The 19,912-nt window shown below is 56.9% G+C and carries 23 protein-coding genes and 1 pseudogene; 17 read left to right on the top strand and 7 right to left on the bottom strand.

The window, feature by feature from the left end:
• The first annotated feature begins 12 nt into the window (after window positions 1-12).
• From V6L79_RS16575 to V6L79_RS16565, 3 genes are all read left to right on the top strand, one after another.
• Window positions 13-1,488: a sucrose-6-phosphate hydrolase gene (locus tag V6L79_RS16575; protein ID WP_338579195.1), complete on the top strand. Its 1,476-nt coding sequence runs from the start codon at window positions 13-15 to the stop codon at window positions 1,486-1,488.
• A gap of 208 nt (window positions 1,489-1,696) precedes the next feature.
• Window positions 1,697-2,407: an AzlC family ABC transporter permease gene (locus V6L79_RS16570; RefSeq protein ID WP_338579194.1), complete on the top strand. Its 711-nt coding sequence runs from the start codon at window positions 1,697-1,699 to the stop codon at window positions 2,405-2,407.
• Complete coding sequence (locus V6L79_RS16565; RefSeq protein WP_261738396.1) at window positions 2,404-2,712, top strand: AzlD family protein; 309 nt, start codon at window positions 2,404-2,406, stop codon at window positions 2,710-2,712. Before V6L79_RS16570 ends, V6L79_RS16565 begins: the two co-directional genes overlap by 4 nt.
• A gap of 17 nt (window positions 2,713-2,729) precedes the next feature.
• Here the strand turns inward: V6L79_RS16565 and V6L79_RS16560 are convergent, their stop codons facing one another.
• From V6L79_RS16560 to V6L79_RS16550, 3 genes are read right to left on the bottom strand one after another with little or no spacing between them, the layout of a single operon-like run.
• Window positions 2,730-3,200, bottom strand: a complete 471-nt coding sequence (locus V6L79_RS16560; protein ID WP_261738395.1) for an arsenate reductase ArsC — start codon at window positions 3,198-3,200, stop codon at window positions 2,730-2,732.
• An 11-nt stretch (window positions 3,201-3,211) separates the two neighbouring features.
• Window positions 3,212-4,495, bottom strand: a complete 1,284-nt coding sequence (locus tag V6L79_RS16555; RefSeq protein ID WP_261738394.1) for an arsenic transporter — start codon at window positions 4,493-4,495, stop codon at window positions 3,212-3,214.
• Between the two features lie 23 nt (window positions 4,496-4,518).
• On the bottom strand, window positions 4,519-4,866 hold the full coding sequence (locus V6L79_RS16550) for a metalloregulator ArsR/SmtB family transcription factor (RefSeq protein ID WP_261738393.1): 348 nt from the start codon (window positions 4,864-4,866) through the stop codon (window positions 4,519-4,521).
• A 187-nt stretch (window positions 4,867-5,053) separates the two neighbouring features.
• Here V6L79_RS16550 and V6L79_RS16545 point away from each other — a divergent pair, with 187 nt between their 5' ends.
• The 5 genes from V6L79_RS16545 to V6L79_RS16525 all read left to right on the top strand — a co-directional run bounded on the left by V6L79_RS16545 (window position 5,054) and on the right by V6L79_RS16525 (window position 11,492).
• Complete coding sequence (locus V6L79_RS16545; protein WP_321836977.1) at window positions 5,054-5,560, top strand: sigma-70 family RNA polymerase sigma factor; 507 nt, start codon at window positions 5,054-5,056, stop codon at window positions 5,558-5,560.
• Complete coding sequence (locus V6L79_RS16540; protein ID WP_338579193.1) at window positions 5,557-6,522, top strand: FecR domain-containing protein; 966 nt, start codon at window positions 5,557-5,559, stop codon at window positions 6,520-6,522. Before V6L79_RS16545 ends, V6L79_RS16540 begins: the two co-directional genes overlap by 4 nt.
• Window positions 6,523-6,619: 97 nt before the next feature.
• Window positions 6,620-9,457, top strand: a complete 2,838-nt coding sequence (locus V6L79_RS16535) for a TonB-dependent receptor domain-containing protein (protein ID WP_338579192.1) — start codon at window positions 6,620-6,622, stop codon at window positions 9,455-9,457.
• Between the two features lie 377 nt (window positions 9,458-9,834).
• Complete coding sequence (locus V6L79_RS16530) at window positions 9,835-10,890, top strand: collagen-like triple helix repeat-containing protein (RefSeq protein WP_321836979.1); 1,056 nt, start codon at window positions 9,835-9,837, stop codon at window positions 10,888-10,890.
• A gap of 113 nt (window positions 10,891-11,003) precedes the next feature.
• Window positions 11,004-11,492, top strand: a complete 489-nt coding sequence (locus tag V6L79_RS16525) for an ATP-binding protein (RefSeq protein WP_261738388.1) — start codon at window positions 11,004-11,006, stop codon at window positions 11,490-11,492.
• 130 nt (window positions 11,493-11,622) lie between these two features.
• Here V6L79_RS16525 and V6L79_RS16520 read toward each other — a convergent pair whose 3' ends face one another.
• Window positions 11,623-12,486 (bottom strand): LysR substrate-binding domain-containing protein, encoded by an 864-nt coding sequence (locus V6L79_RS16520; protein WP_338579191.1) that lies wholly within the window; start codon window positions 12,484-12,486, stop codon window positions 11,623-11,625.
• Window positions 12,487-12,636: 150 nt separating this feature from the next.
• On the opposite strand from V6L79_RS16520, the gene V6L79_RS16515 reads away from it, so the two are divergent.
• The gene (locus V6L79_RS16515) at window positions 12,637-13,011 is read left to right on the top strand and encodes a tautomerase family protein (RefSeq protein ID WP_261738386.1); all 375 of its coding nucleotides are present in this window, start codon (window positions 12,637-12,639) and stop codon (window positions 13,009-13,011) included.
• Window positions 13,012-13,175: 164 nt separating this feature from the next.
• Window positions 13,176-13,664 carry a DUF2867 domain-containing protein gene (locus V6L79_RS16510; RefSeq protein ID WP_321833304.1) on the top strand — a complete coding sequence of 163 codons (489 nt, stop codon included), beginning with the start codon at window positions 13,176-13,178 and terminating at the stop codon, window positions 13,662-13,664.
• Between the two features lie 30 nt (window positions 13,665-13,694).
• On the opposite strand, the gene V6L79_RS16505 is transcribed toward V6L79_RS16510, so the two are convergent.
• The gene (locus V6L79_RS16505; protein ID WP_338579190.1) at window positions 13,695-13,877 is read right to left on the bottom strand and encodes a hypothetical protein; all 183 of its coding nucleotides are present in this window, start codon (window positions 13,875-13,877) and stop codon (window positions 13,695-13,697) included.
• 342 nt (window positions 13,878-14,219) lie between these two features.
• Between V6L79_RS16505 and V6L79_RS16500 the strand changes: the two genes are divergently transcribed.
• The 4 genes and pseudogenes from V6L79_RS16500 to V6L79_RS16485 all read left to right on the top strand — a co-directional run bounded on the left by V6L79_RS16500 (window position 14,220) and on the right by V6L79_RS16485 (window position 15,832).
• Window positions 14,220-14,492, top strand: a complete 273-nt coding sequence (locus tag V6L79_RS16500) for a hypothetical protein (RefSeq protein ID WP_338579189.1) — start codon at window positions 14,220-14,222, stop codon at window positions 14,490-14,492.
• A 455-nt stretch (window positions 14,493-14,947) separates the two neighbouring features.
• Window positions 14,948-15,202 (top strand): annotated as a pseudogene (locus V6L79_RS16495) (site-specific integrase); the annotation flags it as partial.
• Window positions 15,163-15,435, top strand: coding sequence for a hypothetical protein (locus tag V6L79_RS16490; protein WP_338579188.1), 273 nt, complete (start codon window positions 15,163-15,165; stop codon window positions 15,433-15,435). The pseudogene V6L79_RS16495 and the gene V6L79_RS16490, both read left to right, overlap by 40 nt.
• A gap of 247 nt (window positions 15,436-15,682) precedes the next feature.
• The gene (locus V6L79_RS16485; protein WP_338579187.1) at window positions 15,683-15,832 is read left to right on the top strand and encodes a hypothetical protein; all 150 of its coding nucleotides are present in this window, start codon (window positions 15,683-15,685) and stop codon (window positions 15,830-15,832) included.
• Window positions 15,833-16,071: 239 nt separating this feature from the next.
• Here the strand turns inward: V6L79_RS16485 and V6L79_RS16480 are convergent, their stop codons facing one another.
• Window positions 16,072-16,761 carry a hypothetical protein gene (locus tag V6L79_RS16480; protein ID WP_338579186.1) on the bottom strand — a complete coding sequence of 230 codons (690 nt, stop codon included), beginning with the start codon at window positions 16,759-16,761 and terminating at the stop codon, window positions 16,072-16,074.
• Between the two features lie 284 nt (window positions 16,762-17,045).
• On the opposite strand from V6L79_RS16480, the gene V6L79_RS16475 reads away from it, so the two are divergent.
• The 3 genes from V6L79_RS16475 to V6L79_RS16465 all read left to right on the top strand — a co-directional run bounded on the left by V6L79_RS16475 (window position 17,046) and on the right by V6L79_RS16465 (window position 19,175).
• Entirely contained in the window at window positions 17,046-17,819 is a 774-nt protein-coding gene (locus V6L79_RS16475; protein WP_338579185.1) for a hypothetical protein, read from the top strand.
• Window positions 17,820-18,010: 191 nt separating this feature from the next.
• Window positions 18,011-18,352: a pentapeptide repeat-containing protein gene (locus V6L79_RS16470; RefSeq protein WP_338579184.1), complete on the top strand. Its 342-nt coding sequence runs from the start codon at window positions 18,011-18,013 to the stop codon at window positions 18,350-18,352.
• Window positions 18,353-18,602: 250 nt separating this feature from the next.
• Window positions 18,603-19,175: a hypothetical protein gene (locus V6L79_RS16465; protein WP_338579183.1), complete on the top strand. Its 573-nt coding sequence runs from the start codon at window positions 18,603-18,605 to the stop codon at window positions 19,173-19,175.
• 95 nt (window positions 19,176-19,270) lie between these two features.
• On the opposite strand, the gene V6L79_RS16460 is transcribed toward V6L79_RS16465, so the two are convergent.
• A complete protein-coding gene (locus V6L79_RS16460) occupies window positions 19,271-19,912 on the bottom strand; it encodes a hypothetical protein (protein WP_338579182.1) in 642 nt (213 codons plus the stop codon).

Raw genomic sequence — 19,912 nt, 5'->3', positions numbered from 1 at the left:
AAGGACCAAGCCATGCACGCTGCACTGCTGGATCAAGCGCATCGCGCCATCGAAAAGAAATTGCCTGAACGAGGTAATGACTATCGCCTTGGCTATCACTTGTCACCGCCAGCGGGATGGATGAACGACCCGAATGGCCTGGTGTTTTTTCGCGGCGAATACCACCTGTTTTATCAACACCATCCCTATTCAGCGCAGTGGGGACCGATGCACTGGGGGCATGCCAAAAGCTCTGACCTGGTGCATTGGGAGCATTTGCCCATCGCCCTGGCGCCGAGTGAAGCTTACGATCGGGACGGCTGTTTTTCAGGTTCGGCGGTGGTGTTGGACGATACCTTGTACTTGATCTACACCGGGCACCTCTGGCTGGGGGAGGTGCGCGATGACGACAAGATTCGCCAAGTGCAATGCCTGGCCAGCAGCACGGACGGGATTAATTTCACCAAGCATGGCGTGGTCCTGCAAACGCCACCGGATCCCTCGGTCATGCATTGGCGTGATCCAAAGGTCTGGAACCGGGATGGCCAATGGTGGATGGCACTGGGTGCTCGCCAGGGCGATGACCCACAGCTTTTACTCTACCGCTCCCGGGATTTGCATGACTGGGAGTATCTGGGCTGCGCGCTGCAGGGGCAACGCGTTCCGGATGGCTATATGTGGGAATGCCCGGATATTTTTGAACTGGATGGGCGCGATTTTTTTCTATATTCGCCGCAAGGTCTGAAACCCGCCGGTTACGATAACTGGAACCTGTTTCAGAACAGCTATCGAACAGGCCAGCTGGATGACAGCGGCTGCTTCCATGTGCGCGGTGATCTGCATGAGCTGGATCACGGTCACGATTTTTATGCCGCACAGACCCTGTTGGCGCCAGACGGGCGCCGCCTGCTGTGGGCCTGGATGGATATGTGGGAGAGCCCGATGCCCACTCAGGCCGATCATTGGTGCGGGGCGCTATCGTTGCCGCGTGAGTTGAGCCGTGACGGTGAACGGCTGCGCATGCGTCCCGCCCGTGAACTGGCGGCGCTGAGGCAATCGCAGACCCTGTTGCAGAGCTGCGAGGTCAAGTCCGGTAGTTGTGTACTCGATGTGCAGGGCGCGCTTCTGGAGTTCGAGCTTGAACTCGACCTGACGGGCAGCAGCGCCGAGCGCTTTGGCTTGGCGCTGCGCTGTAGCGAAGACGGGAAGGAACGCACCTTGCTGTATTTCGATGCGATGGCTCGCCGCCTGGTACTCGACCGGCAAAGCTCGGGGGCCGGTGTGAGCGGTGTTCGCAGCGTACCGATTGCTGCGGAGCAAACCCGTATCGCGCTGCGGATTTTCCTTGATCGCTCGTCGATCGAAGTGTTTGTCGACGATGGTGCCTATACCTTGAGCAGTCGGATTTACCCGCGCCCCGACAGCCTGTTGGCCAGCGCTTTTGCCGTCAACGGAACCGGGTGTTTTAGTGACATATCAGTATGGCGTCTTGCCGATCTGAATATATGAACAAACCCGGCGCCTTTCTTGTGAGAGGCGCTGGTCTCTCGGTCATGCGCAGCACCAAACCCTCTGCAAATTCTTCAAGTACTGTGTCGGTTGTGGTTATTCGAAAGTCGAATCAGGCTCTAACACTTGTTGGCCTTTCTGGATTAAATTCGAACCCACAAAATGCTGGCAAAAAAGCAGCATGTCGAAGCACAAAGGAGATGATGTTTTGTTGAGTGCGGATAAACGCTCGGTCGAGCTGGATTGGAGCGAGGTATGGGATGGCTTCAAACAGCTCTTGCCCATATCCCTGTTTGTGGTGGTCTTCGGGGTAGCCTTTGGTCTTGCCGCTGCGCAGACCGGGCTGGACGATTCGTCGAGTCTGCTGATGAGCGCCCTGGTATTTGCCGGGGCTTCACAATTTGCTGCTCTCGATCTATGGGGCGCGCAGGTTCCTGTTGTTCCTTTGATCGTTACGGTGTTTGCGATCAATGCCCGACACCTTCTGATGGGTGCGACCTTGTATCCCTGGTTGCGCGAGCTTCCCGCTGCCAAGCGCTACGGGGTGATGATGGTGATCTCGGATGCCAACTGGGCGATGTCGATGCAATCGTTCAACAGCGGCAAATCAGGTGTTGGCCTGATTTTGGGCGGCGGCATTGCCCTGTGGGCGGCCTGGGTACTGGGCAGTTGGCTGGGCGTGTATTTCGGCAGCGAAATCCAGGACCCGGTAAGTCTTGGGCTGGACATGGTGATGGGCTGCTTTCTGCTGGCGATGGTGATCGGCGGGCAAAAGAGCCTGCGCATGCTGATTATCTGGTGCGTGGCAGCCGCCTCATCACTGCTGGCACACCGGTATTTGCCGGAAAATAGCCATGTAGTAGTCGGCGCATTGGCCGGTGGTGTGCTGGGTGCGGTCTGGATGGAGAAGAAGAAATGAGCATTGATAGCGCAGGCTACGGCGCATTTATCATCATCCTGATCATGGCCGTGGTGACTCTGGTCACGCGCCTGGGGGGCGTCTTCGTCATGTCCTTCGTGCCCATCAACTACCGGGTGCAGCAGTTTATCAGCGCCATGTCTGGCTCAGTACTGGTCGCACTCCTGGCGCCCTTGGCGCTTAACGGTGATAACGGCGCACGGCTGGCCTTGCTGACCACGGCAGTGGTAATGCTGCTGCTCAAGAAACCTCTGCCCGCGATTGCGGCAGGGGTCATCGCGGCAGCAGTATTCAGGCATCTGTGAATTGCCGGAATTTACCGTTACAGGGTGCTGATGCGGTCGAGTTCGCGCTTTAGTGCCGCGGGCTCAAGTTGGGCAAAGGGCAGGGCGAGGAACGCCCGGCAGCGCGTTTCGATGTGCGCCAGGGTGGCGTGAAAGGCGGCCGCGACGGTTGCCTCGTCGCCCTTGACCTCTGAAGGGTCTTCCAACCCCCAGTGGGCTTTGAGCGCGGGCCCGAAATATACCGGGCACGCCTCACCGGCGGCCTTGTCGCAGACGGTAATGACAATATCCGGCGGGTTGCTCTGGAAGGCGTCATTACCTTTACTGCTCAAACCATCGATATCGATTCCGGCCTCTTGCAAGGTAGTCAGGCTGCGGGGCAAGACCTGCCCCTTCGGAAAGCTGCCGGCACTGATGGCCTGGAAGCCCTGCGGTGCAAGATGGTTGAACATGGCTTCAGACAAGATGCTGCGACAGCTATTGGCGGTACACATAAACAAAACGCGCATGGTCTTTCCTCTTAAACGCTCAGGCGCAAGGCCAGGGCTGACAGGGTGACAAGCAAAATTGGCAGGGTCAGGATCAATCCGGTCTTGCAGTAGTAACCCCAAGTGATGCGGATCCCCTTGCGCTCCAGAACATGCAGCCAGAGCAGTGTGGCCAGGCTACCGATGGGGGTGATTTTGGGGCCCAGGTCAGAGCCGATGACATTGGCGTAGATCATGGCCTCGCGGATCACGCCGCTGGCATCACTGGCTTGAATCGATAACGCGCCAAGCAACACCCCGGGCATGTTATTCATGACCGAAGACAACAGCGCCGCCAGCACGCCCGTCCCCAAGGTTGCCCCCCAGAGACCGAGTTCGGCCATAGAGTTGAGGGCCATCGTCAGCCAGGTGGTCAGCCCGGCATTTTTCATCCCGTAAACCACCAGGTACATGCCCAGCGAGAACGTCACCACCTGCCAGGGCGCTTCACGCAGCACGCGTCGGGTGGAAATGACGTGGCCGCGCGCTGCGACCGCGAACAGCAGGGCGGCGCACACCGCAGCAATGGCACTGATCGGAATGCCCATCGGCTCCAGCGCGAACAGTCCTGTGAGCAACAAGAGCAAAACGGCCCAGCCGACATAGAAGGTAAGTGGGTCACGAATGGCATCCCGTGGCTCGGGCAAGTCTTCCAGCGAGTAATGCCGTGGAATGTCACGCCGGAAGAACCCGTACAGCACCAGCAGCGTGGCGGCTACGGCAACCAGGTTGACCGGCACCATGACCGCAGCGTATTCACTGAAGCCTAGGCCGAAATAGTCCGCCGAAACGATATTGACGAGGTTAGAGACCACCAGCGGCAAGCTGGCGGTATCGGCAATAAAACCTGCAGCCATGACAAAGGCCAGGGTCGAGGCAGGAGAAAAGCGTAAAGCGAGCAGTATCGAAATAACGATGGGGGTCAGGATCAGGGCGGCACCGTCATTGGCAAACAGGGCGGATACCCCGGCCCCCAGCAACACGGTAAACACGAACAGCCGACGGCCGTCGCCTTTGGCCCAGCGCGCCACATGCAGTGCTGCCCACTGAAAGAACCCCGCCTCGTCGAGCAACAGGCTGATGATGATAACGGCGATAAATGTGGCGGTGGCATTCCAGACAATGGCCCACACCAGCGCAATATCATGGAACGACACGACGCCTGCAATCAGAGCCAGCCCCGCGCCGAAGGAAGCGCTCCAGCCCACACCCAGGCCTTTGGGTTGCCAGATAACCAGGACCAGGGTGAGTAAAAAAATCGCGAATGCTATGAACATAAGAAGTCTCGACAGATGCCGGGTCAGCAGCAAGCAGTAGTATTGAGTGGGCGGTCGCCCATGGCATTGAGGCGCAGGCTGTTTTGCTCAAGCCAGTCGGCGTTGGCCAGCAAGGTGACTTCAAGTACGCGGCCTACCCAGTCCGGCAACTCAGGGTTGAGCCGGTAATACACCCACTGCCCCTGACGACGGTCGAGCAGCAATCCGCAACCGCGAAGCTGGGCCAGATGGCGGGATATTTTGGGCTGACTGTCATCCAGTGCACAGACCAGCTCACAGACGCATAACTCCCCCTCGCGGGCGATCAGCAGGGTGGTCCTGGCGCGTGTTTCATCGGCCAGGCATTTGAAAAGTGCCGCGGGATTGAGCATGGGTGGGGCTCTTGATATATGGTTATTCAAATATACGGATATCCATATATTAAATGCAAGATCACAATTCCGGTCTGTGCCTGGGGCATATATCAAAGGACGTCATAAGTAATTACCGGCGCTGTACAACCGTCCGTTAAAAATAATAAAATGAGAAGTATTATCATTAACATCAAGCGAATATCACATGTCTCACGACAGGATCGTCTCGCCCGTCGAGCAGCTGTACGCGAATCATCATGGTTGGCTGCGGGGCTGGTTGCACAGGCGATTGGGGCACAGTGCCGATGCCGAGGACCTGGCTCATGACACGTTTATCCGCGTGCTGCGCTCAAAGCACGATGCGCAGGAACTGCGTCAACCCATGGCGTTTCTGGCGACGATTGCCAACGGCCTGCTGATCAACCGCTGGCGTCGCCAGGCAATCGAGCGGGCTTATCTTGAGGCGCTGGCAGCGCGGCCGATGGCCGAGGAGCCTTCTCCCGAAGAACGCTACCTGACGATCGAAACTCTGTTGCAACTCGATTCGCTACTGATCGGGTTATCTGCCCGGGTGCGGCAGATTTTCTTCTTGTCCCAGCTCGATGGCTTGACCTATCCGCAGATTGCCACGCAGTTGAGCCTGAGCGTGGCCCAGGTGCAGCGGGCCATGGGCAAGGCGTTCAGTGTTTGTTATGCGAGCCGTTTTGAATGAGCGGCGTTTCTGTTGATCCCGGTGTTCGTGATCTGGCCATCGACTGGATTGTGCGGCTGCAGTCCGGGCTTATGAGTGCGGCTGACCATCTGGCTTTGCAGCAATGGCGCCAGGCGAGCGCCGAGCATGAACACGCCTGGCAGCGTGTCAGCAGCCTGGTGCTGTTGTTGCAACCGGGGGCCAGTCTTTTGTCCGATGCCACGGCACGCAGGGCGTTGGAGTCTGCCGGTGCAGATCCGCAGCGGCGTAGGCAGCTACTCAAGTGCTTGTTGGCAATCAGCCTGTTTGGCGGGATTTCCTGGCAAGGCGCGGACTCTACCTATGTGCGCTCGGCTCTGGCCAGTTACCGCACGGCTACCGGTGAGCGTCGCCACTGGCGGCTGGCAGACGGCAGTTTGCTATGGCTGAACACTGCCAGCGCGGCAAATGTGGAGCTGCACGCGGACAGTGGGCGTGTGCAGTTGATTGAAGGCGAACTGGCGCTGGATACGCAAGTCGGATCGGTGGAGCTGCAACTGGTCACACCCGACGCCGTGCTGCGCAGCCGTGGCGCCAATCTGCTGGTTCGCCATGATCGGCAGGGTACTCGGGTGACGGTGCTGCGTGGCCTGGTGCAAGTCAGTTCACGGTATACCCGGGCGCCATTGTTGCTTGGGGAAGGCTGGCAAACTCGGGTAGACAATGGACGTATCCATCCGGCGAGCCCCTCGGATGCGTTTCTGGCCCAGGCCTGGCTACGGGGCATTCTACCGGCTGAGCGCATGCGCCTGGATGCTCTGCTGGCCGAACTGTCGCGTTACCGGCCAGGCATTTTGCGCTGCAGTGCACAGGTTGCGTCCTTGCGCGTGACGGGCAGCTTTGAACTGGACGATACCGATGCTGCGCTGGCATTGGTCGCCCATGCGTTGCCGGTGCGTATTGAGCGGCGCACCCGCTATTGGGTCACTGTGGTGCCGGTCTGAAATTATTTTTTGTTCTACGCGATAGTTTTTCAAAACTGGCGGGGCCTATTGGAATAACCCACCGAAACAGGTGGGTCTTCACTTCCAGGAGCCCTGCATGATTTCCCCCGCAAGTGTTTTATGCGTTCGCACCTTTGGCCTGCTTATTCTGGGCCTGCAACCGCTTTACAGCACAGCTGTATTCGCCGCTGATGAGCGCCAGCATTTCAGCATTGATGCCGGCCCGCTGGATCAAGCGCTCTCGCGTTTCGGCGTGCAGGCGCGAATCAGCATGGCGGGGAGTGCGACGCTGACAGCGGGCAAGAGCAGCAAGGGGCTGCAGGGAGATTTCAGCACTGAGGCCGGTCTGACGCGGCTGCTGGCAGGAACCGGCCTGAGCTACCAGCGTCAGCTTGACGGTGGCTTCGAGCTGTTTCAGGGGGGCGGGGCGGTTATGCTTCCTGTGCAGAAAGTCACAGGTGAAGATCCTGCGATCCAGGAAGTCTACTCGGCACCGCGATCGTCCGTGTATATCTCCGGTGAAGACATGCAGCGCTTTGGCGTGATCTCGGTGGGCGATGTGCTTAAAGGACAACCTGGAGTGCAGGTGGGGGACAGCCGCAATGGCGGTGGCCTGGATGTGAATATTCGCGGTATTCAGGGGCAAAGCCGTGTGGCGGTAACGGTCGATGGCTCGCAACAGGCGCTGGATGTCTATCGCGGTTATGCCGGCACCCAGCAGCGCAGCTACATTGCCCCTGATCTGATCAGCGACATCACCATCGACAAGGGCCCGAGCCTGACATCAAGCGCCATCGGCGGCACGGTACAAATGCGCACCCTGGGGGTGGATGACATTTTACGCGATGGCAACACGGTTGGCCTGCGGCTGAAGGGCGACATGTGGAACAACGGCGTCGCTCCCGCCTCTCGCGATGGCCACTCGGCAACTGAAACACTGTACTCGGAACCGCACCGGGACCGTGGTGGCCTGCTTGGCTCCGAAGCAGAATCCGGCAGTGCCGCCTTTGCTTATACTCACGACTTTTTCGATGTGGTGGCGGCGTATGCCCATCGTAATCAAGGCAACTATTTCGCTGGCAAGAAGGGCCAGGACCGCTACCGTACCTTTGACCGCTATGGTCGGGAAGACATGACGGTAGCCACCACCTACAACCCCGGCGAAGAGGTGTTGAATTCGTCGGCAGAGACCGAGTCGTACCTGCTCAAAACCACGATCCGCCCGGCTGACGACCATACCCTTGACCTAGGCTTTCGTCGCTACGACGGGCGGATAGGTGAGATCATGCCGTCGGACATTTTCCGTTTCGGCACCGGGGGCATTTACCAGTATCCGCTGGGCCATACCAAAATCGATACCTGGACCGCTCGTTACAACTACCTGCCAAGCGGCAATCCGTTGGTGGACCTTAAGGCCAATTTGTGGATGACCGATGCCCAAACCAGCAACCTGACCTCGGTGCTGGCACCGGCTTCGCAGGCCTATCGCTCGGACCGCAACTGGACCCGCCAGGCCGACCGGCGCATTGGTGGCGACCTGGGCAATATCTCGCAGTTCGACACGGACTATGGCGGGTTGAAACTGGACGTGGGTGGATCGTTTCAGGTCGAAGAGCTTCGTCCGCAAAAAGGCGTGGTCACCACTCAGCACGATATCAACGCCAATCGCAGCTTGCGTGATGGTTCCAGGCAGGAGTTCAGCCTGCACGGCAAGCTGGACTACAAACCGGTCGACAGCCTGACGCTGTGGGGCGGCGGTCGTTACACCTATTACCGAACCAAGGATCACGTTGCTCACGCAACGGCGCAGTACCAGGAACGTGAGTTGCGCTATCTGCGAGTTTTCAGCCCGCAAAGTTACGGCAACATGATGTGGTTCCCGGACCAGAACGGCCAATACACCGACGCCACGGACCCGCGTTTGAACAACGGTATCGTCTTCAATAACACCAACTTTCCCTTCGAGGGTACGCGTTACAACGACTTTGGCGCTACCGAATCGACGGTCTATCCGTCCCAGGTTGGCGAGGTGGTCAGCGGGTATGAGTATTCCGGCAAGCAGAGCGACAGCGGCGGCGCTTTTGCTCCCGCCGTCGGCTTCAATATCGAGCTGGCCCCGGACACGTTTTTCTATGCGTCCTATACCCAAGGCCTGCGCATGCCTTCACTGTTCGAAACCAGCCAAGGTGTATTGCAGACCATGCCCGGCAAGAGCCTCAAGCCAGAGCGCGCAAGCAATTGGGAAATCGGCGCCAGTACCCTGCAAAAAAACCTGCTGGTGGATAACGACTCGGCGGCAATCAAGGTTGCCTATTTCAACAACACCATCAAGAACTACATCACCCGTTATTACGACCCGAGCCCAGGGCTGATGGGTCTGATGCAGTTCAGTAATACCGACAGCTTTAAAACCAGCGGCCTGGAGTTGCAGTCGCGCTACGACGCGGGCCGGGTGTTTGCAGACCTGTCGTCAACCTACTACTTGAAGACGCAAACCTGCGATTCGACCTTCGCGGCCCGCTTGCGCGCCAGTTCCAACCCCTATCAGGACTTGAGCAAGACACCGAACTGCACGCCGGGCAGCTTTATGGGGTCTTACTCCAACACCCAAAACCCACCACGCTTCGCGGCGAACCTGACCACGGGGCTGCGCTTCTTTGACCAGACGCTGACGGTTGGCGGGCGCGCCACTTATACCTCTGGCCCGACGGTCAAGGCCGACGAGCAATGGCAAACCGGTGCTACCACACCGCAACTGGTTTATCGCGAGGTAGCGCTTTTTGATCTGTTCCTCAACTACAAGTGGAAGGACCACACCAACCTGAACGTTTCGCTGCAAAACCTGACCGACCGCTATTACCTCGACCCTCTGGCACAGAGTTTTATGCCCGCGCCGGGGCGCACGCTGCGCATGGGCGTACAGACCAGGTTCTAGACGATCAGTCGACTGTGATAGTCGCTGCCCAAGGCTTGCGGGGTGAGGGCGAAGTTTTCGCTGGCGCAATCGTGCAGGTCGATTGGCATGCTTAGTTTAATTATTAATTGTGCTTATAACTTAAGTAGGGAACCGGGCAGTGGTCATTAATAAACGCGGTTGTAAACGTGATAATCAATCGTTTTTTTCGAGCTTTTAATACGTGAGTGTTAATGCTTGAGTTGAGTATTGGTAGCGCTATATAGAGTGTTAATACCAAGGGGTGAATTGTTTGTTGAGGCTCATGGGGTTGTCATGTCTGAACGGATGGAATGTACCGCTGACGTCAGAGCAGGGGGCTTTCGAACTTAGGCATAACAGGTTCAAGGGAGCTGATCATGAGCACTCAACGATGGTTGAAAACGAGCACAGCAGTATTGATGGTAATGACCGCCAGCGTTGCGGGTTGCCATAGTGGCGGTGGGGGGTCGAGAAGCACGGTCTCGACCAGTTCGCCAACTACCCCAGTCACAAGCCAAACGCCCCTGGTTACAGGTCAGGTTGTCAATGAAGTCGGTAACGGCTTGAACGGTGTGGGTGAGCTGGTCAGCAGTGTGGGCACTACGCTGACCACCGTTCCTGTGGTTGGTGCAGCAGGTGGCCTGGTGGTCAATACCGGCAATGCCGTGTCCTCCATTACCGATGGCGTGACCAATGGCCTGGGGTCGTTGGGTACTGACAAGAATTCGCTGGGAATCACCGTGGGTGGTGTCACCAACGGGGTGAGCGATATTGGTAAAGGTGTATCGTCACTCGGCACGGGTGTCAGCGGCCTGGTTGACCAGACGCCGATCAGCCAGGTTCCACTGGTAGGGGGGCTGGTGGGTAAAGTCACCGACACCACCGGCGGGCTGGTGTACAAGGTCGGCACCACAGTGACCATGCTCGGCAATACGCTGACTACCGACGTTACCAGTGGTCAACTGGGCAAGGTGACCGGCGGTGTGAATGACAAGGTTGTAGTGCCCGTGATTTCACTAGTCGAAAACGTGACGGGCAAAGTGGGTACAACCACCGGGTTGGGCGCGCCTGTGGATGGACTGCTGAGTCAGGTTGGCGGCGTGGTAGGCGGGCTTGGTGGCAAAGTGGCGGATACTGGAAAAAACCCGGTCACCCATCTCGTTGGCGGTGTACTTGGCGGGTTGGGTGGTGCGCTGGATAAATCCGGCGGCTATCTGAACCCGGCGTCCGCCACAGGTACAAACACCGGTGGGCTGGGCGGTTTGCTGGGGCTGGGCGGCAGCGGTGGCTTGCTCGGCAGTCTGGGTGGGTACGCCGGTTCGCAAGGCGCTCAGGCAAACACCGGCACTTCTGCTGGAACAGGCACTACAGGTGGTCTGGGTGGGCTTGGCGGCCTGCTCGGCGGACTGGGCAACCTGGGCAAGAAAAACTAGCAGCCCAGCCTGCATGCCCGGCGTCCACCCTGTTGTCAGGGTGGACGTACCTTCAATTGCGTCTTGAACCTGCGCTGGGCATCATCCATGCCCTGACTTCAGGAGGCGTTCCCGTGAGCTCACCGACACTGCACCTCATGTGCGGCAAGATCGCATCAGGTAAATCAACCCTCGCCAAAGCACTCGCAACCGAACACTGCGCCATTGTGCTGAGCGAAGACAAGTGGCTCTCATCGCTCTATCCCGGCGAGATCAACTCGGTAGCGGATTACGTACGTTACGCCCAGCGAATTCGGGGTGTGGTGGGTCCCCTTGTGATCGACATGCTTGAGTCCGGTGTCAGTGTGGTTCTGGATTTTCCTGCCAATACGCTCGCCAATCGCGAATGGCTGCGCAGCCTGGCAGAGGCCGCGCGGGTGCCGCACTGTTTGCACTATCTCGAAGTGGATGACGCCGTGTGCCGTTCGCGGCTGCATATTCGCAACAAGCTCGCCGAGCATGATTTTGCAGCGTCAGATGCCGAGTTTGATTTAATCACCAGCTATTTTCGTGCTCCAGGTGCAGACGAAGGACTGGTTATTGTCACTCACCTCCCGATGTGATTTTGATCGCTGCCCTGCGTTTTTCCTGTAGCTACTCTGTTCCAGGTCAGGCCCCCAGTTGGAGCGAGCCTGCTCGCGGATGTTCTTCGCGAGCAGGCTCGCTCCCACGCTTGAAGTATCTCGTCAGCGGCTACGGGGATTGCAGGCTCTCTTTTATCAGCGTGGCCAGTAACCTGGCTGCAGGCGTGGGTTGCTCGGTTGCCGCGTGAAGCACATACCCCAGGGTCTGTACCGCAGGTAACCCTGGAATGATGGCGAGATGGCCCGGCAGCCCAATGCGGGTGCGCAGTGTCACTCCCAGCCCAGCCGCGACGGCTGCCCAGATGCCTGCCACGCTAGGACTGGTCAGGGCAATGCGCCAGGTGATTTTCGCCTCGTCCAGCGCCTGGATTGCAGCGCTGCGCAGTACGCAAGGGGCGTCGAACATAATCAGTGGCAATGGCGAGTCACTAGGCATATTGCGAGCTGGCATCTCACGCGAACCGATCCAGTGCATCTGCGTTGCACCCAGCCGCGTGGCATAAGGGGAAATGTAGCCAGTGTCCCAAGCCAGAGCCAGATCCAGGCCGCCGTTGTCCATAAGGGTCAGTAGTTCAGCATTGCGCGCGATCCGGACTTCGAGATTTACCATCGGGTAGGTGGTGACAAACCGGCGCAAAATATCGCTCAGAAAATGCTCGCCAAAGTCCTCCTGCAGCCCGAGGCGTACCGTCGTTGCCGTCTGGTTTTCATGCAGGGTCTGGAAGATGCTGTCGTTGAGTTCAAGCAGCCGACGGGCATGGCTCAGCAAGGATTCGCCCATTGCCGTCAACATCAGCCCTCGACCGGATTTGGCCAGTACTGGCGTGCCGATCTGCTCCTCAAGTTTCTTTAGTTGTGCGCTAACGGCAGAGGTCGAGCGGCCTAGGCGGTCTGCCGCCCTGGCAAAGCTGTTGAGCTCCACGCCGGTTACGAAAGTGCGTAACACATCAAGGTCGAAGACTGGGCGGCGCATTTTATCATCCATAATTTTGGAACAATGGCTTTCATTTAATCTGATATTCGAAATGGTTGCGACTTGATAGTTTTTATCTCGCCAGATGATGTCATCACCTATTTGGCGTTCTATTCAAGCTGCCTTGTCACGGCAAAGGAGTAATGACAGATGCCATTTGCACGAATTTCACTGCACCGGGGCAAGTCCGTTGAGTATTTGCAGGCGCTTTCTCAGGGCTTGCACGATGCGTTGGTAGAAAGCTTTGAAGTACCCCTGGAGGATCGATTTCAAGTCATTCACCAGCATGAACCGGGCGAGCTGATTTTTGATCCCGGCTACCTTGGCGGGCCGCGTAGTCATGACTTTGTGCTGATTGCGATTACCGCGGGTCGCCCACGTTCTACCGAGACCAAACGCCGCTTTTATCAGAACCTTGCCCAGAAACTAAAGCGTGCGCCGGGCCTCGACCCGGAGGATGTGATGGTGGTTATTACCAGTACAAAGGCCGAGGACTGGTCGTTCGGGGGCGGGCGGGGCAACTGATTGCAGGATGACCGGCGTATTGTGGCGATTACAGGCGACGCTGATGTTGACGATATCGTCCAGGCTGTTAGCGTAGGCCACGGTATCCGGCGGCATCGTCTCAAATGCCGAAATTATGCCAAGTCCCGGCCTATCCAAGAAAGTTCAGGGCAAAGGAGTATGTAATGAAAGGAAGCCGTGCTGTGCATACGCTGCGTGAACTCTCGGAACTTGATTACCATGACAGCAGATCGATTCTGCTGCCTGTGCAGATCACCGCATTGGAAGCCTGGAACCTGATGACGGCCGAACAGGGGCTGTTGATGCAACTGGCTTTTCGAACCAGAGATGCGATTTCCTCGTTATTTGGTGTTAAACGGATCGGCGGGTTTTCCGGCACCCGCAAAGAGACAGTCCAGACCGGTGATTATCTGGACTTCTTTGTGGTTGAGCACAGTGCCCCGCAGATACTGGTTCTGACCGAGCGTGATCGACATCTGGATGTAATGACCTGTGTTTCGATAGCCGATCGTGTGCTCACGATTACCTCATCTGTCGTAACCCATAACACGTTCGGTCGCCTCTACATGTTGCCGGTTGGCCCGGCGCACAAACTCATCGTCAGCCGCTATCTCAAGCGCCTTAAGCGAAAGCTGGAAGCTAAGGAGTCCTGAACTCATGGATAAGATCATAAGAATCGCCGGTCAGTCGGATATGGTCGACTGCGCCTCGCTTGGGAGCGGTGTATCGAAGAAGTTCTGTTGAACGGAGCGGTCCAGCGGTTCGGCGAGGGTGTCTCGACACAGCGCCTCAAGTCTGTTGTTGTGACCGATGAAGATTACCGAGAGATCGATATCGGCATGAGCAAGTGCTCCAAGTTTGAGCATGACGCGGCAACGGCCGTCGGAAGGCTCCCGACGCCAGAACCTGATGAACTAGAACAGGACGTCGAGAGATTGGCGACATGGAGAGCTGCTTTGGAAAAGCGCTTGAGAGATATATCCAAAGCGAGGAGCTGAACTGAAACCTCTTCGAGCGACCGTCGGCAAATGACAGCTTTTGGCCGAACCCTGCCGTCAAACGCAGGCTGAGGTGCGTAGAAGGACGCCTATTTTCGCGTCCGTGTGATCGAGGGAATGTCGCTGCCTATATGAGCCCGCCACTGAGCGGGCTTTGCCAGTACCAGGGTGCGGTTTTCGCGCCTCACTTGCTAAGGAATGAAAGGCAGCATGGACTACCTCGGCCCCATCGACCTGACCCTGATCTACAGCGCCCCCGGCCGCGAAACGCAAATCACCCACCCCGGCGTCACCGCTACCCTGTTTTTCAACGCGCCGCACCGCACCTGGTCAGTGCTGATAGACCATCCGGTCGACCTCATCGGCAACGGGCTGATCCGCGCCGAAGTGATCCTGTCCGATGGCCGCCGGCTCGTCGGCTCCGCGCGCTACCCGTCCGCCCTGGGCAATGCCTTCGAGCTGGTCGAGGACGGCCAGCCATGAATGCAATCAGGACAGAGCTTGAGAAGGTGGCCCTTGCGTGCCGAGTTGGGCTCATTAGCCTCGTTGATGCAAAGGGCTCAACCTTTAACGGATTTCCCTCAGGCGCGTGCGGGGTCGCTTCCGACATCGTGGGGCGAGTAGTTTGGGAAACGCTTCAATATGAAGGGGAGTAGGTCTGCGGTAAACGCCACCCGAAGCTGAAAGGCGGAGCGTCCCACGCATGGTTTGAGGTCGGTGATTTCATCATCGATATCACATACGACCAGTTTCAAGCTACTGGGCTATTCGGCTGGGTTTTCGACCGAAACGATGGATGGCATGCGCTGTTCCGATCCCAGGAGCGACGTCAGGGGTTTTGCATGCCCTCCGGGTGGCCTGCATACCCGTTGGATGGTTACAACGCCGCCCGCGAAGAGGCCAAGAAACTAGACCTGATCAGTAAGCCGGATTAAGTAGGAAAAGCCTTTGAGTTGGCATTCAAGCATCGCCAGTTGAGCAGCGGGCCGGAGGCCTACCGCGGCTGTGATGCTTTGTAACAGACGCTCACTAGGCTCTACCGTCAGGCCGGTATCAAACAGGGATCTTCCCACAGCGGCAGGCGCTCGCTCGCGGCGAAGGTCCTGGCTACAACGGGCGACGTAGAGACGGTTCAAACAATTCTCGGGCATGCGTGGCAGAGAATGAAACCGTGTTCCCGGCGTCGATTTTGAAATCTGCTTGCACGCTTGCTGCGCACTACATTGCTGCGCGGGAGAGCGGCGACGTTGAAACCACGTCGCGCATTGATGGCGATATTGGCGCGCTACTGAATGAAGAGTTTGACATTGAGCAGTACAACGAACGAGGTCAGTTCCGGGCGCGCTTCATAGTGATGATTCACGACTGCAATGCTGCTTTCGGTCGGCTGGATTATAACCACACGCACTGGGCCTACGACACCTAGCGGGTGTAAGGGAAAACACCGTATAGACGCAATACTTTGGACTGTTGCTCGATATCCCGCAGGCACATGGGACACTGGCGGTAAAATCTCAGACCCTGCTTATGAGTGCTGCGAGGAGTACCAAATCCTCGCGACAGATCGTAACCAAGCCTAGAAAAAAGCGCAGTCGGCCCGATCTAACCTTGTGCGCAAGAGTAGCCCACTGCCGAGCCAGGCTTCGCCTTACAAAGCCAATTAATGAGAAACCATGAATACCGACAATCGAATCGCAGCGCTAAAATTGATCCGCTTGGCCATGGATGAAGTGCAGACCCGCGACGGACTGCTACCGCCAGTTGATCTGGAGGCGGGAGCGCTACCGCGAGTTACGCGAGCATTGGTTGCGCATCCAAGGTGAATCGACTGTGCACCGTGCCAATGGGGTCGATTTGTGGTGTGACAAGCGCCTGTCAGGCAGCGAAGTTCAATCAACGAAAGGTTGAGGGGAAATCGGCTACCGAGCCCATGAGTTTGGTGGCCGATGAAAGACAGGGTGACAAATGACCCTGCCTTTCACCAGCTTCAAACTTCAGACGTAACTAGTAAAATAAGCGATACTTATCATTTTCTTGGTAATGGCAACAGCCAATGTCTACGTCAGGGTTTGGTAGCCAACACCGCATTGACCGTCTGAGATTGTGACATCCAGGCAGCCGTCTGGTCGCAGCGATATTTGACGACCTTCTGGATCCTCGCGTAGTCATGCGCAAGTTGGCGTGCGAAGATGGGCTCATGGTGGGCAATGCGATTGCGAAATTTTCGGGTCGCCTCTAAGGCGCTTCGGATTTCCGCGCGTAGCTTGAAATAAGGAAGAGCAGCCGGAGCGTGTGGGAATAGGCGCTTAATATGGTTGTCCCAGAGCCCGTGATCGTAACGCGCAGTGAACATCGACTCCCAGAAAGCAAAACTCATTTCGGCAATCGCCTTGTCCGCAGACGGCGGGTTACCACCAGCGCTTTGCTCTGCTTTCTGCCTAGCCGCCAATAGAGCTTGACGCGGCTTGAACACTGAGCCGGCTGGTTCAGGCAAACTCAGAAAAAACCCCTGACTCCAGGGCCACTGAGCGCCGTAGGTGGCCGTCAAAGCCTCAGACACAGCGTTTCGGACCACAACCTCACAGAAATGAAGCGGGTGGATGAAAGCAGCCGAAATCGCTGCGTTCCAAGCGTACAAGTGGACGGCGGCGCTCAGCGGCGAAGGCTTGTTGTTGCAAGCGGCCAAGTAGGTGCCCATCCTTGGCATGGACAGGGCAGTCTGCTTGGCAAGATCAGGCGACGTGAAAGACATGAAATTGAGCCGAAGTTGACGAAGCCGTCATTTAGCCATATTATTGTGCCACTAACCACTTGGTTAGGAGTCAAACCTACAGCAGGATTGATTTCGCCGAGGGATGTACGACAGTACACACAAAGCCCACCGAAAGGTGGGCTTTGTGTTTGTGGTACAAAAACTGCTGGATCCTGCTTCGTAGTCGGCAAATGTTGTATGGGCTTCTTTAACTGATCCGTTCACGACCAAACACGGTCGCAGCATCGGTATCCAAGACCTGAAATCGACACGGAGTCGACGCCATGACTTTTGAGCCACCTCAGAAAGGCAATCCGCATCAGTTAACTGTGAACCAACACACCTTCCCCAGTGCCAGCATCGCCCGTTTCGCGAACGAGAAAGGGGCGGTTCAGGTGTTGCGCAAGGCGTCAGTGAAGCACTTTCATGCCAAGCCCACTGACCGGATCTTCTGCGCCCAGCGGGTCTGGGATCAGCAAGCTGAAGGCGGGTTCATGAAGGGTATCGAGGACGCTTTCCAAGAGCTCGCCAGTGCGATTCTCGATGACCCAGCCTTTCGCCTGGGCTCACAGCACTTCGTCGTGATCAACGAGTTCTACTGCCTCTGGAACATCCGAGCGCAGTGGAAAATGAACGAACGGCTTGCCGACCCCTCAATCGCCAGCGCTTTCGAGGTAGCGGGTCTCTTGCGCGAGTACACCCAGGATGAGCAGGAGCAGCTGGAGGCGGCGGGCATCGGTTATATTCGACCCGACTTGACGCTCCCAAGTCGCCAAATCGCCGCACCCTCGATCAGACTTCAGCTTTCCGATTCCGTCAGAATGATGCGCGGCGATATCTGGGAGCTGCTGCAGGCGGACGAAGGGGAGTTTGTCGTACCGGACAATTTCTTTGAGCTGTATGCGGTGCCGTTATCACCTACCGCTATCCTGTGGGCGCATGGCGGCTTTCCTTCCGGGCGCCTTGACCGCCTTGCGGTGACAGCCATCAACGGAGAAGCGGTGGCCACCAGCGTCGAGTACTTCTTTGCCCGTGACCTCTTCCTGTGTCCTCTCTAACGGGGGCCCTCTTGCATGCCGCCTTTCATTCGCATACAGCCCAGCATGCAGCAAGAGTGGGGCCGCGTTTGATGAAACCGTCCGCAACTATCACCGGAAGTAGGAAAATCCTGCTGCACATCACTGGCCCTTGATTGGGCCTTTGGCAATACCAGGCCGCAGGTTTAGCTGCCCCGCAGGAGAAAGCAGATATGGTCCCCGCAAGTCCAGAGGTTAATAACCTGATGCAAGAGTACCGGTACGCGCTGAATGATGGGCTGGGCAACCTGGAACATGCAAACTTTGGCGGTGCCATTCTAACTGGTGTGATCTTCAAAAGCGCAATTCTTCACGGTGCGAATTTTGAAGGTGCCATCCTGGAAGGGGCAACCTTTGTTCAGGCTAGCTACAAGCGGGCTAAAAAACTAAAGCTGTCAGACGATCAACTTCGGGAAATTGACAACGCTTTGCAGGCCACAAAAGCCGCGACACTGGCAGATCTCAATGCTCGAAAGGCTGCGAAAGAAAGCACCGCTGAATCACAAGCCAACTGACCACGGAAAACGAAGCATGGAGCCCCGTCATACGCTGATAGCTTTGGGTTTGATTATCGCCGCCATAATTGCGGCAAATACTTCAGCCTGCAATCCACCGGCACATACAGCATCCTCGACGCAGCAAGCGAAGCAGATCTGCGATGAAGTTTACGCTGACAGCGAGGACGCTAGCGGATACGGCGATTGCGTCAGCTCAGCAAAGCGAAGCCTCGAAAAATACTAATTGACGGAAAAAGGAAAGTCCGCATTGAAATATCTCATCGTTTTAAGCGTCACCGTGCTCTTGGCCGGCTGTGGTCAGGAATCCAAGCCAGCAGCTGTACTTCACCTTGCTCCGATCACACCTGGTGCCATTCCCGAAAAGATCGGCGGCTGCGGGGAAGGTTGCAAGAAACTGGACAAGTTTGCTCAGTGGCAACCGCTGCTCGCTCCGCTGGTTGAAATGCACCGCAGGCAGGAGAAGTGCTCCTCAGTTGAGTATGCGATGCCCGATATCGACTCTGACCCAGTGGACCCGAAGTTTTATGTCCAGTGCAAAGATGTGAGAAGCGGCCAGCTTTACAACACCTTCTACACGCGGACACAGATCGAGATGGACACGCCTGCGACGAGTGAGCCGGTTTCCCGTGCGTATGCTGAACCTCTTTGTGCAGGCCAATTGGCTGAGAAACTATCCGGCGCCACAATTGCCAACCAAGGTTTTTACGAAGCTCCGAATGGCTCAGTACGCCTAACTTATGACTTAAAAGTAAATGGCGTCGACAAGAAGGCGGCTTGTCTAGTTAGCCACGGGTCTGTTGAGTTCAACGTCGTCCGGTAGCTCAGTAATAAAGGAAAATCCCGCACTAGGTCATTCAGCTGTCCCCAAAAGCGGCCCGGTCAGGCGCTGATGCTTTAGCAAAACCGGATGGTACTTTATTTTGCTGCAGAGGGAGCCGCAGCGGGTATTTCAGAAGGCACTGTCACGGGAACCGACGGAAACGATGTTGGTGTGACGGCTGAACCACTAGGAGTATTGACCTGTGCCGCTGCAATTGCCTGCAAGCTGGATGCATCTGCAGATGCGCCAGCCACGCTGCAGTTAAAAGCCATAGATACTGCAATCGAGACCTTTGATCCAGGGGTAGTCGCATTGCTATACGCCAGAATTCCAGTTTTTCCTGCTTCCGCAACGCTTGCTCTGCGGCGTATAGCTGCAGCCTGAGTGAAGTTGTCATCCATAGACGCTTGCAAGGCGTTAGAAGAGCCTGAGATGCCTGACCAAGCAGTGGACGCTGCACCACTTGTGATTGGCGCTAATACAGCTCCAGCAAGTGTGCCCACAGCAGCTGTAGCAAAACGTCCTCCCGCAATGTACTTACCACCACGATAGAAATATTCCTGCGTCTCACTGCAATAGGTCATCGCATCTGAGTAAGCTTTGTTGGCCGCTTCGTCGGTACAGGCTCCTGCACATGGAGATGTTTTTTTCCATGGCCATTCTGGTGTCGGTGCAAAATCCCCGACACAACCAGATAGCAGAGCGGCGCAAGTCGAAGCGACGAAAATTTTTTTCAA

Source organism: Pseudomonas sp. ML2-2023-6, assembly GCF_037055265.1.
GTDB classification, from domain to species: domain Bacteria; phylum Pseudomonadota; class Gammaproteobacteria; order Pseudomonadales; family Pseudomonadaceae; genus Aquipseudomonas; species Aquipseudomonas kulmbachensis.
Note: the sequence above shows the minus strand (reverse complement) of the source record. Positions and strands in the feature narration are given on the sequence as shown.